At 63.1% G+C, this 14,250-nt stretch carries 11 protein-coding genes; 7 read left to right on the forward strand and 4 right to left on the reverse strand.

The window, feature by feature from the left end; all coding sequences use genetic code 11:
• Positions 1 to 87: 87 nt before the first annotated feature.
• The 3 genes from NKI32_RS06260 to NKI32_RS06270 all read left to right on the forward strand — a co-directional run bounded on the left by NKI32_RS06260 (position 88) and on the right by NKI32_RS06270 (position 4,181).
• Positions 88 to 1,356 carry an OmpP1/FadL family transporter gene (locus NKI32_RS06260; protein WP_353002275.1) on the forward strand — a complete coding sequence of 423 codons (1,269 nt, stop codon included), beginning with the start codon at positions 88 to 90 and terminating at the stop codon, positions 1,354 to 1,356.
• Positions 1,357 to 1,645: 289 nt separating this feature from the next.
• The gene (gene ilvD / locus NKI32_RS06265; RefSeq protein WP_023706010.1) at positions 1,646 to 3,370 is read left to right on the forward strand and encodes a dihydroxy-acid dehydratase; all 1,725 of its coding nucleotides are present in this window, start codon (positions 1,646 to 1,648) and stop codon (positions 3,368 to 3,370) included.
• A complete protein-coding gene (locus tag NKI32_RS06270; RefSeq protein WP_023667701.1) occupies positions 3,357 to 4,181 on the forward strand; it encodes a tetratricopeptide repeat protein in 825 nt (274 codons plus the stop codon). The genes ilvD and NKI32_RS06270 overlap by 14 nt, the downstream gene beginning before the upstream one ends.
• Before the next feature lie 200 nt (positions 4,182 to 4,381).
• Here NKI32_RS06270 and NKI32_RS06275 read toward each other — a convergent pair whose 3' ends face one another.
• The 4 genes from NKI32_RS06275 to erpA all read right to left on the reverse strand — a co-directional run bounded on the left by NKI32_RS06275 (position 4,382) and on the right by erpA (position 6,300).
• On the reverse strand, positions 4,382 to 4,636 hold the full coding sequence (locus tag NKI32_RS06275; RefSeq protein ID WP_245260192.1) for a hypothetical protein: 255 nt from the start codon (positions 4,634 to 4,636) through the stop codon (positions 4,382 to 4,384).
• Between the two features lie 116 nt (positions 4,637 to 4,752).
• Positions 4,753 to 5,547: an exodeoxyribonuclease III gene (xth, locus tag NKI32_RS06280; RefSeq protein ID WP_023667698.1), complete on the reverse strand. Its 795-nt coding sequence runs from the start codon at positions 5,545 to 5,547 to the stop codon at positions 4,753 to 4,755.
• A gap of 8 nt (positions 5,548 to 5,555) precedes the next feature.
• The gene (locus NKI32_RS06285) at positions 5,556 to 5,948 is read right to left on the reverse strand and encodes a VOC family protein (protein WP_023681658.1); all 393 of its coding nucleotides are present in this window, start codon (positions 5,946 to 5,948) and stop codon (positions 5,556 to 5,558) included.
• Positions 5,949 to 5,952: 4 nt separating this feature from the next.
• A complete protein-coding gene (gene erpA / locus NKI32_RS06290) occupies positions 5,953 to 6,300 on the reverse strand; it encodes an iron-sulfur cluster insertion protein ErpA (protein WP_027050337.1) in 348 nt (115 codons plus the stop codon).
• Positions 6,301 to 6,376: 76 nt separating this feature from the next.
• On the opposite strand from erpA, the gene NKI32_RS06295 reads away from it, so the two are divergent.
• The 4 genes from NKI32_RS06295 (at position 6,377) to nagZ (ending at position 14,105) form a co-directional block, all read left to right on the forward strand.
• Positions 6,377 to 7,591, forward strand: coding sequence for a deoxyguanosinetriphosphate triphosphohydrolase (locus NKI32_RS06295; protein ID WP_353002278.1), 1,215 nt, complete (start codon positions 6,377 to 6,379; stop codon positions 7,589 to 7,591).
• A gap of 62 nt (positions 7,592 to 7,653) precedes the next feature.
• A complete protein-coding gene (gene argS / locus NKI32_RS06300; RefSeq protein WP_353002280.1) occupies positions 7,654 to 9,417 on the forward strand; it encodes an arginine--tRNA ligase in 1,764 nt (587 codons plus the stop codon).
• A gap of 103 nt (positions 9,418 to 9,520) precedes the next feature.
• A complete protein-coding gene (locus tag NKI32_RS06305; protein WP_353002282.1) occupies positions 9,521 to 12,952 on the forward strand; it encodes an SPOR domain-containing protein in 3,432 nt (1,143 codons plus the stop codon).
• 133 nt (positions 12,953 to 13,085) lie between these two features.
• The gene (gene nagZ, locus NKI32_RS06310; RefSeq protein WP_023681654.1) at positions 13,086 to 14,105 is read left to right on the forward strand and encodes a beta-N-acetylhexosaminidase; all 1,020 of its coding nucleotides are present in this window, start codon (positions 13,086 to 13,088) and stop codon (positions 14,103 to 14,105) included.
• Positions 14,106 to 14,250 lie beyond the last annotated feature (145 nt).

Here is a 14,250-nt window from a genome sequence, read left to right on the forward strand (position 1 = left end):
TGTACATGTACGCTATGTGAATTCATTGTTGCACCGTTAACCCGAATTGGTTCTAGCTTGATGCACTGTATTTCGGGGAGGACATCCATGAACAATTTGCGTTTGAAAACACTGCTGGGGGCGGGGTGTTTTTCGCTGGCTTTGATTGGTTCCGTGCATGCCGGCGGTCTGGAGCGCGGTGGCTACGACATCGACCTGCTTTTCGATCCGGCGCAGGTCACAGGCGAGGTGACCGGCACTTATGTAATGCCGCAACGCGACCTGAAGAACGTGGTGGATATTGATCCCAACCCGGTTACGGGTGGCGGCAATCTTAACGCTCTGGGCTTCTCCAACAGTGCCCGTGATACCGAAAGCTATTGGGTGCCGAGTGTCGGTATCAAGGCTGGTATGGGGCCCGTCGATTGTCTTATCGACTACGGCCAGCCGATCGGTGCGTACAGCAATCCCGGCGCCAACTGGGCCGGCGCGAACGGTAACATCATAACCAAGGTCAAGAGCGAGGCCGTAGGCGGGACCTGTTCGTATAAGATGGATCTCGGAAAAGGACAGGTGCGCTTTATCGGCGGCGTGTTTCACGAGGATGTTTCGGGTTTCAAGGAACAGCTGGTTTCGCCTTTTGTTGGCCCCCTTGGGTTGTCGGGAATTGGCCGTCTTGATCTCGAAGGTGACGGTTGGGGATGGCGCGCCGGCGTAGCCTATGAGATTCCGGATATCGCGCTGCGCGCCAGCCTCGTTTACAACTCGGCGGTCAAGCTGGACCATTTGGACGGAACGCTCGACCTGACGCAGCTTCCCGCCGTCGGTCCGGCCAACCCGTTCCTGGGCAATGTTACCAATGTCAGCGGCTCGTCGGAGGTTCCGGAGTCGCTGGAACTCAAACTTCAGTCGGGCATAGCTCCCGGTTGGCTGGCGTTCGGGTCCATCAAATGGGTCAATTGGAGCGTGCTGCAGAGCATTCCTTTCTGTCCGACAGGCGTTCCGTCTTGCACGACGACCAGTGCTTTGAGGCTCACGTCGCTTGATCTGCTCTATCGTGATGGCTGGACGGTTTCCGGCGGCATTGGCCACAAGTTCAATGACCAGTGGAGCGGCGCCGCGGGTCTGACCTGGGATCGTGGAACCAGCACGGGCCTCAGCGCCCAGACCGATACATGGACGGTCAGCGGTGGTGTATCCTACACCCCGACCGCGAACGTCGAGCTTCGTCTTGGCGGCGCGTTGGGTGTGCTCACAAGCGGATCGATCCATCCCGTCGTAGGCAAGGATGGCGTCACATATGGTACGGACTACACCGCCGATTTCGGCAACGATCTGGTTTCAGCCGTTTCGACTTCGTTCAAGGTGAAGTGGTAAGCTTTTCAAATTAAAAGAGAAAAGGCCGGGCAGTGCCCGGCCTTTTTCAGTTTGCGGCACAGCGTCGAGCCGTGCCGTCAAGCGCCGGCGTTCAAATCCGCCGCACCTATGTCGCCTCTCGTAATTGTGACGTTTTGGCAACAGTTCCGGACCAACCCCCGCGCTACGGTCCCGCTCGACCAAATTGCCCATTTCCCGCCATAAACCCGGCGCACCTCGAATTCGTCTCGGGACACGCGCCAGAAGGCTCGGCAATGGGCAGGCCGCACCGCCCGCGGCAAGGAAGAGAATGGACGCCAAAGTCATCTCCAAGGCCAAGCTCCCTAGCCGCCATGTGACCGTCGGTCCGGCGCGTGCGCCGCACCGTTCGTATCTCTATGCCATGGGCCTGTCTGCGGCCGAGATCGCGCAGCCGCTGGTCGGCGTTGCCTCCTGCTGGAACGAGGCGGCGCCTTGCAACATCTCGCTGATGCGCCAGGCGCAGGTGGTCAAGAAAGGTGTGGCGGCCGCAAACGGCACGCCGCGCGAATTCTGCACCATCACCGTCACCGACGGCATCGCCATGGGGCACCAGGGCATGAAGTCGTCGCTGGTGTCGCGCGATGTCATTGCCGATTCGGTCGAACTCACCATGCGGGGCCATTGCTACGATGCGCTGGTCGGCCTTGCCGGCTGCGACAAGTCGCTGCCCGGCATGATGATGGCCATGGTGCGGCTCAACGTGCCGTCCATCTTCATCTATGGCGGCTCGATCCTGCCGGGCTCCTATCGCGGCCGCCAGATCACTGTGCAGGACGTGTTCGAAGCAGTCGGCCAGCATTCGGTCGGCACGGTCAGCGATGCCGAACTGCTCGAGATCGAGCAGGCGGCGTGTCCGTCTGCCGGCTCCTGCGGGGCCCAGTTCACAGCCAACACCATGGCCACCGTCGCCGAGGCGATCGGCCTGGCGCTGCCGTACTCCTGCGGCGCGCCGGCGCCTTACGAGATGCGCGACCGCTTCAATTTCGCCTCCGGCGAAAAGATCATGGAGCTGATCGCCAAGAACATCCGGCCGCGCGACGTCGTCACGCTGAAGGCGCTGGAGAATGCGGCGACCGTGGTTTCGGCCACCGGCGGCTCGACCAATGCGGCTTTGCACCTGCCGGCGATCGCGCATGAGGCAGGCATCAAGTTCGACCTGTTCGACGTTGCCGCGATTTTCGAGAAGACGCCCTACATCGCCGACCTCAAGCCGGGCGGCAAATATGTCGCCAAGGACATGTTCGAGGCCGGCGGCATTCCGCTGTTGATGAAGACGCTGCTCGACCACGGCTATCTCCATGGCGACTGCATGACCGTGACTGGCCGTACTTTGGCCGAAAACATGGAGCATGTTGCCTGGAATGATAGCCAGGATGTGGTCCGTCCCGCCAACCGACCAATCACCCAAACCGGCGGTGTCGTGGGCTTGAAGGGCAACCTTGCCCCCGAAGGCGCGATCGTGAAGGTCGCGGGCATGACGGAGCTGAAATTCTCAGGTCCGGCACGGTGTTTCGATTCGGAAGAGGAATGTTTCGAGGCGGTCACGCACCGCAACTACCGGGAAGGCGAGGTTCTCGTCATCCGTTACGAAGGTCCGCGCGGCGGCCCGGGCATGCGCGAGATGCTGTCGACGACGGCGGCGCTCTACGGCCAGGGCATGGGCGGCAAGGTCGCTCTCATCACCGACGGTCGTTTCTCGGGCGCAACGCGCGGTTTCTGCATCGGCCATGTCGGGCCCGAAGCTGCCGTGGGCGGCCCGATCGGGCTCTTGAAAGACGGCGACGTGATCTCGATCGATGCAACCAAAGGCACGATCGAGGTCGACCTGTCCGAGGCCGAACTGGCAACGCGGGCGAAGGCCTGGAAGGCGCGCACGACCGACTATCAGTCGGGCGCGATCTGGAAATACGCACAGACGGTAGGGCCTGCCCGCGACGGCGCGGTCACCCATCCGGGTGGTGCCAAAGAAACACATTGCTATGCGGATATCTGAGTTGTTGAGGTCGTCTGTCCTTCCGGCACTGGTCGCTGTTGCGATCTTTGGCGCCGTGGGCCAGGCCATGGCCTTCGACGACAAGGTGTTCGACGACAAGACCGGCGTGAAGCCGCAATCGAGCCCGTGGGCCGTGTTCCAGTTCGGCTTCTCCGCCTACAAGAGCGGCCACAAGGAACAGGCGGTCGAGGCCTATAAATACGCCGCCGAAAACGGCCAGATCGGCGCCACCTGGAAGCTCGCCCGCATGTATGCCGAAGGCGACGGCGTGACGCGCGACGACTACGCGGCGTTCAAATTCTTCTCCGAGATCGTCGATCAGGATGTCGAGCCGGGTTCGCCGGAGGAAAGCTATGTCTCCGACGCGCTGGTGGCGCTGGGCGACTATCTCCGGACAGGCATCCCCGGCAGCCCGGTCGAGGAAAACGAGGTCGCGGCGCAGGAATATTACATGCGTGCGGCCGCCAATTACCGCAACCCGAACGCCCAGTTCGAGATGGGCCAGATGTTCCTGAAGGGCGAGGGCGGCGTCAAGGCCAGCGTCAAGCAGGCCGGCCGCTGGTTCCAGCTCGCCGCCGAAAAAGGCCATGCCGGCGCCCAGGCGACTCTTGGCAATCTTCTGTTCCAGAGCGGCAAGATCGTGCGCGGGCTGGCCATGATGACCGCCGCGCTCGAACGCGCCTCGCCGAGCGACCAGCCGTGGATCCGCGGCATGCAGGAAGAGGCATTTGCCGCCGCCGGCGAAGCCGACCGTCGCACTGCCATTTCGCTTGCCGACGACATCCTGACCAAGGGCGGCGGCGACCAGTGAAATTGCCAATCTCCCCCCTTGAGGGGGAGATGCCCGGCAGGGCAGAGGGGGGCGCTGTCCCGCTGGCATTTCAGTTGACTAAAGTTTGCCCGGGTTGGACTGAGAGGGTGAGCTTGTTTGACCGAAAGGTCGCGTTTCTTCGCGCCCCCCTCTGGCTTGCCGGCCATCTCCCCCTCAAGGGGGAAATTAGCTCACATCCATCAGTTCTCGGTGAGTTCCGCCGGCGCCGCTCTGTGTACCGGCATCGAGATCGGCGTGACGTGCAGATGCGGCTTCATCGTGCTGTCGGGGCAGCTGTCGCCGATCTTGGTCCATGAGGTGTTGTTGAGCACCAGGTCGCAGCGGGCCATATGGCTCTTGTCTGAAACCGTCAGGCAGGTGACCTGGCCGACCTGGTAGGACTTGCCATTGGCCAGGCACTGCTGATCGGCAAGTGCCGCTGCAGGAGAGGCCATGGCAAATGCCAGACCGATCGGGCAAAGGAGGAATCGTAGTGCCATGGAACCCCAGCCGCCATGCTGATCTCTGACTGAATGGCGCGATTGTGGCGACATCAGGGTTTCGGCTGATATCAGGCCGGCAGCAGCGCCAGATCGATCGCCACCGGCACATGGTCGGAAGGCTTTTCCCAGGCGCGCACGTGCTTTTCAATCGAGGCCGAGGAAAAGCGGTTGGCGGCTTCGGGCGACAACAGCAGATGGTCGATGCGGATGCCGTTGTTCTTCTGCCAGGCACCGGCCTGGTAATCCCAGAAGGTATAGACATCGGCCGCATCGGTGACGGCGCGGACTGCCTCGGTGAAGCCGAGATTCTTCAGCCGTCGGAAGGCCTGCCGCGTCTGCGGCTGGAACAGCGCATCGCCAAGCCAGTTCTCGGGGAAGCGCGCATCGACCGGCTCGGGGATGACATTGTAGTCGCCGGCCAGCACCAGCGCCTCCTCCAGAAGCAGCCGCTGCTCGGCCCAGCGATGCAGCCGCTCCATCCAGGCCAGCTTGTAAGGAAATTTCTTCTCGTCATCGATGGGATTGCCGTTGGGCAGATAGAGCGAGGCGACGCGCAGCGCGCCCTGGTCGGTCGAGAACACGCCCTCGATGAAGCGCGCCTGCTCGTCGGCGTCATCACCGGGCAGGCCTCTGATAACCTCGTCGAACGGAAGTTTCGACAGTAGGGCGACGCCGTTAAAGCCCTTCTGGCCATGGGTTTCCACGTTGTAGCCAAGCGCCTCGATCTCGGCGCGCGGGAACTGCTCGTCGACCGACTTGATCTCCTGCAGGCAGACGATGTCGGGCTGGCTTTCGCTCAGCCAGTGGGTGAGGTTGCCTATGCGGGCGCGAATGCCGTTTATGTTCCAGGTAACGATTTTCATGGGCGGCCTCAGGGATGTTCGGGCGAAAGACGTTCGACAAGCCCGATCGTATTGCCTGCCGGGTCCTTTAGAAAGGCCATCCACTCGCTTTCCCCTGCCGTTCCGAACGTGCCTTCGGTGTCGTTGTGGACGAGCGCCGGCGGTGCGGTGAAGGGAACGCCGGACGCTTTCGCCTCGGCGTGGAAGGCTTCGAGCCCGGCTATATCGAGATAGACGGTGCCGGCCGGAACGCCATCGGTGAACAGCAACCTGATATCACCGGCCATGATGAAGGCGATGCCCGGCGGATCGTAGCGGGCATGAACGCTGAGGCCGAGCACATCGTGCCAGAAGGCTAGCGTGACGTCGAGGTCGCGCCCGGCCGACAGTGCGACCTGACGGACCGCGCCGACGCCGGACATCTGCCTAGATGGAGAAACTGGTGCCGCAGCCGCAGGAGGCGACTGCATTGGGGTTGCGGATCTGGAACGACTGGCCCATCAGATCGTCGACGAAGTCGATCACCGAGCCGCCCATATAGACCAGTGACAAATCGTCGATCAGCACGGTGGCGCCGTCCTTTTCGATGGCGACGTCATCGTCATTGCGCGTATCGACCAGGTCGAACTTGTAGGAAAAGCCGGAGCAGCCGCCGCCCTCTACGGAGACGCGCAGCGCCGTCTTGCCGGCCTCGCCAGAGACGATTTTCGCGATCCGCCTGGCGGCGGACTCGGTCATCTCGACTTTCATGGCAGTCTTGGCATCAGCGCCCATGGGCGTCACCTTGCTTTCGGTTTCACATGATAGGTATGAAGCGGGAAGGGGCAAGTCAACTGCGGCGGCATCAGCCATGACAAATGAGCTTGGCGACATTGGGTTCGGCTATCGGCCGCGCGCGGCCTATGCCAGCGACCCAGCCAGGTCGCGCGGGCGGCTCTATGACGAGGTCGAGAGCCCGACTCGCACGCCATTCCAGCGCGACCGCGACCGTATCATTCATTCGACTGCCTTCCGCCGCCTGAAGCACAAGACGCAGGTGTTCGTCGCCCATGAAGGCGACCACTATCGCACCCGGCTGACGCATTCGATCGAGGTGGCGCAGATTGCGCGGGCTCTGGCGCGAGCGTTGCGCGGCGACGAGGATCTGGCCGAGGCGGTCGCCTTGGTGCACGATTTCGGTCACACGCCGTTCGGCCATACCGGCGAGGACGCGCTGAACGAGCGGATGGCCCAATGGGGCGGCTTCGACCACAATGCGCAGTCGCTGCGCGTGGTGACGCGGCTGGAGCGGCGTTATGCCGAGTTCGACGGGCTGAACCTGACCTGGGAAACGCTGGAAGGCCTGGTGAAGCACAATGGCCCGCTGACCGACGCCAAGGGAAAAGGGCTCAAAGGCCCGGTGCCGCAGGCGATCCGCGACTATTCCGAGTTGCACGACCTCGAACTCGACCATTTCGCCGGCATCGAGGCGCAATGTGCTGCGATCGCCGACGATATCGCCTACAACACCCATGACATCGACGACGGCCTGCGCTCCGGCTTCCTGACCTTGGACATGCTGGAAACGGTGGCGCTGCCGGGATCGATCCTGGCAAGCGTGCGCGCGCGCTATCCGGGCCTGGACGATGTGCGCACCGGCCATGAGCTGATGCGCCGGCAGATCACGATGATGGTCGAGGATGTCATTGTTTCCACCACCGCCAATCTTGAGCGCATCAAGCCTGACAGCGCCGAAGCGGTGCGGGCGGCGGGCGAAACGATGGTGACCTTTTCCGCTGACGTGGCGGCGACCGAGAAGGAATTGAAGACCTTTCTCTACAAGCATCTCTACCGGCATGACGAGGTGATGCGCGTGCGCACTCAGGCCGAGCAGATCGTGCGCGACCTGTTCGATGTCTATTACGCCGATCCGCGCGCCATGCCGGACGGCTGGCGGGAGGGGCTCGACCGGGCGGAGGACCGCATCAAGGCGCGCAGCGTCGCCGATTTCCTCGCGGGGATGACGGATACCTACTCCTTGAAGGAACACCGCCGTCTGTTTGACCATACGCCCGATTTAAGCTAGGGCGGGCGCGATTTGCCGGCCAATGAGCCGGTTCCCCTGCACAGTCCGCCAGAGCAAGACCCATGAACATCTTCGCCGATTTCAGCGCGCGAATCACAAAAGCCGTCGAAGCGCTTGATTTGAAAGACAGTAATGGCGTTTCGCTCGACCTGTCGCGCATCGCCGTCGAGCCGCCGCGCGACGCCAGCCATGGCGATCTCGCCACCAATGCGGCGATGGTACTGGCCAAGCCGACAGGGCACAACCCGCGGGCGCTGGCCGAGCGGCTGGTGGAAGTGCTGCGCAGCGACGCCGATGTTGCCGAAGCCGACGTCGCCGGTCCCGGCTTCGTCAATCTCCGGCTCAAGGACGCTTTCTGGCAGGCACATCTGACTGCGCTGCTCGGCGAGGGGCAAAACTACGGCCGCTCGACCATTGGTGGCGGCAAGAAGACCAATGTCGAATATGTCTCGGCCAATCCGACCGGGCCGATGCATGTCGGCCATTGCCGGGGCGCGGTTGTCGGCGACACGCTTGCAAATCTGATGGCCTTCGCCGGCTATGACGTCACCAAGGAATACATCATCAACGACGCCGGCGCGCAGATCGACGTGCTCGGGCGTTCGGCCTTCCTGCGCTACCGCGAAGCGCTGGGCGACGACATTGGCGAGATACCGGCCGGTCTCTATCCCGGCGATTACCTTGTGCCGGTCGGTCAGGCGCTGGCTGCCGAATTTGGCCGCAAGCTCTTGCAGATGCCCGACGATGAGTCGCTGGTAATCGTCAAGGACCGCACGATCGACGCCATGATGGTGATGATCCGCGAGGATCTGGCGTTGCTCAATGTCCATCACGACGTTTTCTTCTCCGAGCGCACGCTGCATGCCGACAATGCCAGGAGGATCCGCTCGGCGATCAACGATCTGACGCTGAAGGGCCATATCTACAAGGGCAAGCTGCCGCCGCCCAAGGGCGAGAAGCCGGACGACTGGGAAGACCGCGAGCAGACGCTGTTCCGCTCGACGGCGGTCGGCGACGACATGGACCGGGCGCTGGTCAAGTCCGACGGCTCGTTCACCTATTTCGCCGCCGACGTCGCCTATCTCAAGGACAAGGTCGACCGCGGTTTCGTCGGCCTGATCTATGTGCTGGGCGCCGACCATGGCGGCTACGTCAAGCGGCTGGAAGCGCTGGCGCGGGCGATTGCAGGCGATGATCTGAAGCTGCAACTCACGGTGCTCCTGTGCAATCTGGTGAAGCTGTTTCGCGATGGCGAACCGGTTCGGATGTCGAAGCGGTCGGGCGACTTCGTGACCTTGCGCGAAGCGGTGGAGGAGGTGGGCCGCGATGCGATCCGCTTCATGATGCTCTACCGCAAGAGCGACGCGCCGCTCGACTTCGATTTCGCCAAGGTCACCGAACAGTCCAAGGACAATCCCGTGTTCTACGTGCAGTACGCTTCGGCGCGCTGTCATTCGGTGTTCCGGCAGGCGAGCGAGCAACTGGGCGAGGCCAATTTCGACCGCAACAGCCTGGCCGCGGCCTCGGCGTCGCTCACCGATGAGGGCGAGATCGGCCTGATCCGGAAGCTGGCTGAATATCCCCGGCTGGTCGAATCTGCGGCCCTTGCGCTGGAGCCGCACCGGCTGGCATTCTACCTCTACGATCTGGCTTCCAGCTTCCATGGACACTGGAATCGGGGCACCGAGAATGCCGACTTACGTTTTGTTAAGGTTAACGACCGACAATTGACTCATGCCAGACTAGGGCTGGTGCAGGCTGTTTCGGATGTTTTGACCTCCGGCCTGACGCTGATTGGGGCTGATGCGCCCACTGAGATGCGTTAGGTTTAACTAAAACACCTGTCACCATTTGCCCACATTGCGCTGGTAAGGGCCAACCCTACGCGACGTCCATGGCGTCCGAATGAGTGCGAGTTCGGGAACAATAATGGCAGACAGAACCCAGCTGAGAGTAGCCGACAACAACGACATCGCCGAAGATGATCCGTTCGCTGAACTGACCAGGATCATGGGTTTCGATCCGCGCCAGCCGGTCAAGCCGCAGGCGCCAGCCGTCGAGACGGCTGCGGACGAGGGCGATTTCGACATCGACCTCGAGAAGGAGTTGATGGGCGAATTCGGCGATGAAGTCGGTTCCATGGAGGCCAGCCAGCCAGCTCCCGAGGTTCACCAGCCTGCCGCTGAGCCCTACGAACCTGCTGCCGAGATTCGCGAGCCGGCTTTCGAAACCACCGATGCCGCGATGGACGATGCGCTGGCTGCTTCGCTGGAATATGATTTCGTCTTCGACGATGCCGCCGATCTGGATTTCGGCGCTGCCCCGCAGGCTGCGGCTGCTCCCGTTGAACCCTCGGTTGCCGAACCTTGGTTTGCCGAGCCCGCATTCGACGAAGCTGCATTCGATGACGATTTCGACAATGCCGTGGCCAGTTCACTGGAAAACGTATCGCCGCTCGAAGACGACCTGCCGATGGATGACGAGCTTGCCGCTTCGCTCGAGCAGGGGTTGCTGCTCGATGACGATGCGACCGTCGCCCATGCCGCAGATGTCGCGCAGGTTGCTGCTGCGCCTGCCGACGATCTCGCGTTCGACGATGATTTCGACAATGCCGTCTCGATGTCGCTGGAAGACGAGCTGACGCTGGACGGTCCTGCGCCGGCGCAGGACCAGTATGCCGCGCCAGTAGCCGAGGCGCCGATCCATACCTTCGACGCCGTCGGCTCCGCCGACCACGCTGTTGCCGACGAGGATTTTGCGGGTCATTTCGATGGCGCGATGGCCGATGTCGACATGGACTTTGCGGCCCAGGATTTTGCAGCCCAGGATTTTGCAGCCCAGGATTTTGCGGCCGAGCATTTCGAGCCTCAGGCTTTCGAGGCTCAGCCTGTTGAGGCCGAGGATCCGGAAGAGCGCGATCTGGATGTCAGCGATCTGCAGGCCAGCGCGCCGGTTGAGATGGATGCGCCGGAAGTGGACGAGACGCCGGCCTGGACCGTGGAGGCCAGCCCCTCTCATGAGACTGCGCACGAAGCATTCGACGATTTCGATCTGAGCATCGATGATGCGCTTGCCGATCACGAGCCGGTGGCCGAGACCGCACCCGCTCCGGTTCAGCCAACTCCGGTCGCACCAACCTATGTGGCGCCTACCAATATGGCGACCCCGGCCGCTCCGGTCGCTGACGAACGGACGTTGGAAGATGAACTCAACGCGCTGCTTGGCGCCATGACCACACCACGCCCGGCGCCAGTCGCCCCGATTCCGGTGGTCACCGAGCCCACCAGGGCTGCCGCCATCGAGCCCACCAGGACTTATGAGCCGGTTGCCCCGGTGCAGCGGTCCGTCGCGACGCCGGTCGCTCCGGTCGATAATCTCGACTGGGACCTAGACGAACACGCGCCTGCTCCTCAGGAGGCCCAGGCGGACGATGCCGATTTCGACGATCTGCTTGCCGGCGAACTTGAAGGCCATGTGCCCGAGATCGAGTTCGATGATCACGCCTTCGACGCGGCGCTGGCCAAGGGCATCGATCTCGGTCATGACGATACGGCAGCACCGGTCGCTGGCGATTGGCGCTCGACGCCGCCGGAGCCGGCGCGTTCGTGGAGCCGCGTGACTCCCACCCCGGCCCAGCCTTCCTTTGCAGCGCAGCCGCAAGCTTCTTTTGCAGAAAAGCCGTCCATGCCGCCGGCGGCAGCGCCAAGCTATCGCGACCAGCCGGTTGCCGCTGCTGCCTATGTGGCGCCGACGCCATCGCGCCAGGCGCCGCCTCAGGCCTATGACGAGATGCCGGATGTCGAGACGGTCGATGTGCCGGAGCGTGTGGTGGCGATTGCCGACGACCTCGACATTCCAGAACTCAGCTTCGAGCAAGACGAGCCGGCCGCCTATGACGACATCGACGCCGAATTCGCCGGCATGCTCAACGACATGAACGCGGTGGAAGTGGCGCCGCCCACTGCCGCACGCAGTGCCGGCTATGATGACGATTCCTACAGTTCCAGCTTCAGTTCGGGCCACGAGCTCGACCAGCGCGCCTATGCGGCGCGGCCAGCCGAAGTGCTTGCAGCCACGCAAGCTCACCACGCCGATGCCGCCGGCGGCTTCGACATGGACGATCTGCCCGGCAGCCAGCCGGTTTCGCAGGCCGACGATTTCGCGGTCGACGAACTCGACTACGATCCGGATCTGGACGAGGCAATGGCGGTGCCGGGCCTCGCCGAGCAGGAAGCCGCACGGCCGCGCAGGAGCGGGCTGCTGTTCGCGGGGGTCGTTGCTGCGGTTGCGATTGCCGGCGGCCTTGGCGCCTTCGCCTTGTCGTTCGGCGGCAAGGGCGGCAGCGATGCGCCGGTCATTGTCAAAGCCGACAACAGGCCGATCAAGGTCAAGCCCGAAAATCCGGGCGGCGCCGTGGTGCCGAACCAGGACAACAAGGTTTATGATGCGGTCGCCAAGGGCACCAAGCCGGCCGAGCCGGTTCAGGAGAAGCTGGTCACCAACACCGAAGAGCCGGTCGATGTGAAGGCGCAGGAGCCTGAAAGCCGCGTCGTCGATCTGTCGCCCGACGATACTGCCCCAGGCCCCGACGCTGCCGGCAACCCCGAAGCTGCCGTCAACCCCGACGCTGCCGGCAACCCCGACGCGGCTGTCGCGCCGGCGCCAAAATCCGAGGACCGCATTGCGCAGGTGCTGCAGGAAGCCGAGAAGAACCCCGATACGGTCGCCGTTGCCCCGCGCAAGGTGCGGACCATGGTGGTCAAGCCCGACGGCTCGTTGGTGGCACGCGAGGACTCGACGCCGGCCGCGCCGCAGGTTGCGGCGACTGAGCCGCTTGACCCGGCGCCGCAGCACGTCGCCCCTTCGGCCGATGCCGAGCAGACCGGCACCGTGGCGCCTGCCGATCAGGCAAATAGCGACCAGGCAAGTGCCGAGACCGCCAAGCCGGTCAAGCCGGTGAAGCCGGCGGCTGCGCCGAAGGCTGAGACCCAGTCCGCCAACACGCCGCAGACGGTTGCCGTGGCGCCGCAGCGCCCGTCCGACCAGCCGGTCGACGTGGTCGGCGAGGTCAAGCCCGACCAGGTTGCCTCCATCCCGGCGACGGCTTCGACATCGGGCGGTTCGTGGTCGATGCAGATCGCTTCGCAGCCGACGGTCGAAAGCGCCCAGGCCAACTACGCCGACCTGCAGCGCCGCTATGGAAATGTGCTCGCCGGTCGCACCGCCAACATCGTCAAGGCGGAGATCGCCGGCAAGGGCACCTTCTACCGTGTCCGGGTGCCTGCGCAATCGCGCAACGATGCGATCAATCTGTGCACCAGCTACAAGGCTGCCGGCGGCAACTGCTTCGTGTCTCGGTAAGGCCGGATCCAATTATCAGAGCCGGTGCGTTCCCAAGGGTCGCGCCGGCTTTTTCATGTGGATGGGCGAGAGGTTGAGGCGCTTGCCGTCCGGGGAGATTCCCTTTGCCGGCGCGAAGCCCTAAACTGGTGGAATGACCGAATCAAAATCCATGATCCTCGGCTGTGCCGGGAAATCGCTGACCCGCGAAGAAATCCGTTTCTATCGCAATGAATGCCCGTGGGGCTTCATCCTGTTTGCGCGCAACATCGGCGAAACCGAGCAGATCCGCGATCTGGTCGCCGAAATGCGCGACTGTATCGGGCGCCCCGATGCGCTGGTGTTCATCGACCAGGAAGGTGGCCGGGTGCAGCGCCTGCGGCCGCCGCTGGCGCCGAACTATCCCGCCGGCGGCGCGCTCGGTGCATTGTGGCGCAAGGACCATGATGCCGGCACCCGCGCTGCCTGGCTGATGGCGCGGCTGCACGCCTTCGACCTGTTACGCTACGGTATCTCTGCCGATTGCCTGCCGGTGCTGGACGTGCCGATCGAGGGCGCCAGCGACGTCATCGGCGCGCGCGCCTATGGCAAGGAGCCGCGCCCGGTCATCGAACTCGGCCGCGCGGCGGCGGAAGGGCTGATGTCGGGCGGCGTGCTGCCGGTCATGAAGCACATTCCGGGTCACGGGCGCGCCTTTGCCGACACGCATTTCGAACTGCCTGTGGTCGATGCCTCGCTGAGCGACCTGCAGCGGCATGATTTCGCCCCTTTCCGCGAGCTTAGCCATCTGCCGATGGCGATGACGGCGCATGTCGTCTATAGCGCCATCGATCCGAACAACCCGGCGACCACGTCAGGTAAGGTCATCGACGAGATCATCCGCCGCGAGATCGGCTTCGACGGGCTGTTGATGAGCGACGACACCTCGATGAAGGCACTTTCTGGGGATTTCCCGACAAAGGCGGCCTCGATCCTTGCGGCGGGCTGCGATCTGGTCCTTCACTGCAATGGCGTTTTCGAGGAGATGGCGGGCATCGCATCGCGAACCACGGGACTTGAAGGGACATCGCTGGAGCGCGCCAAGCGGGCGCTGACCTATATAAGGGATCGCGACCGGGCCGACGAAACCGAGATACGCGCCGAGTTTGCCACCTATTTCGATGCGGTGGCCTAGAGACGGATGATTTCAGGTCTGTTCGACCTGAAATCTGAATCCGTCTCTAAATTAGATAGAGAGAGCATGATGTCGTCCGAAAACCGCTTCACACTTTTCGGCATCATGCTCTAACCAGAGGTAAAGGAACAAGTGGCGGAGACAT

Source organism: Mesorhizobium sp. M0761 (assembly GCF_040320205.1).
Lineage (GTDB): Bacteria > Pseudomonadota > Alphaproteobacteria > Rhizobiales > Rhizobiaceae > Mesorhizobium.

Coding starts and splice junctions, on each gene's coding strand:
- NKI32_RS06260 (WP_353002275.1), top strand. CDS start 88: ATGAACAATTTGCGTTTGAAAACACTGCTGGGGGCGGGGTGTTTTTCG.
- ilvD (WP_023706010.1), top strand. CDS start 1,646: ATGGACGCCAAAGTCATCTCCAAGGCCAAGCTCCCTAGCCGCCATGTG.
- NKI32_RS06270 (WP_023667701.1), top strand. CDS start 3,357: ATGCGGATATCTGAGTTGTTGAGGTCGTCTGTCCTTCCGGCACTGGTC.
- NKI32_RS06275 (WP_245260192.1), bottom strand. CDS start 4,636: ATGGCCTCTCCTGCAGCGGCACTTGCCGATCAGCAGTGCCTGGCCAAT.
- xth (WP_023667698.1), bottom strand. CDS start 5,547: ATGAAAATCGTTACCTGGAACATAAACGGCATTCGCGCCCGCATAGGC.
- NKI32_RS06285 (WP_023681658.1), bottom strand. CDS start 5,948: ATGTCCGGCGTCGGCGCGGTCCGTCAGGTCGCACTGTCGGCCGGGCGC.
- erpA (WP_027050337.1), bottom strand. CDS start 6,300: ATGGGCGCTGATGCCAAGACTGCCATGAAAGTCGAGATGACCGAGTCC.
- NKI32_RS06295 (WP_353002278.1), top strand. CDS start 6,377: ATGACAAATGAGCTTGGCGACATTGGGTTCGGCTATCGGCCGCGCGCG.
- argS (WP_353002280.1), top strand. CDS start 7,654: ATGAACATCTTCGCCGATTTCAGCGCGCGAATCACAAAAGCCGTCGAA.
- NKI32_RS06305 (WP_353002282.1), top strand. CDS start 9,521: ATGGCAGACAGAACCCAGCTGAGAGTAGCCGACAACAACGACATCGCC.
- nagZ (WP_023681654.1), top strand. CDS start 13,086: ATGACCGAATCAAAATCCATGATCCTCGGCTGTGCCGGGAAATCGCTG.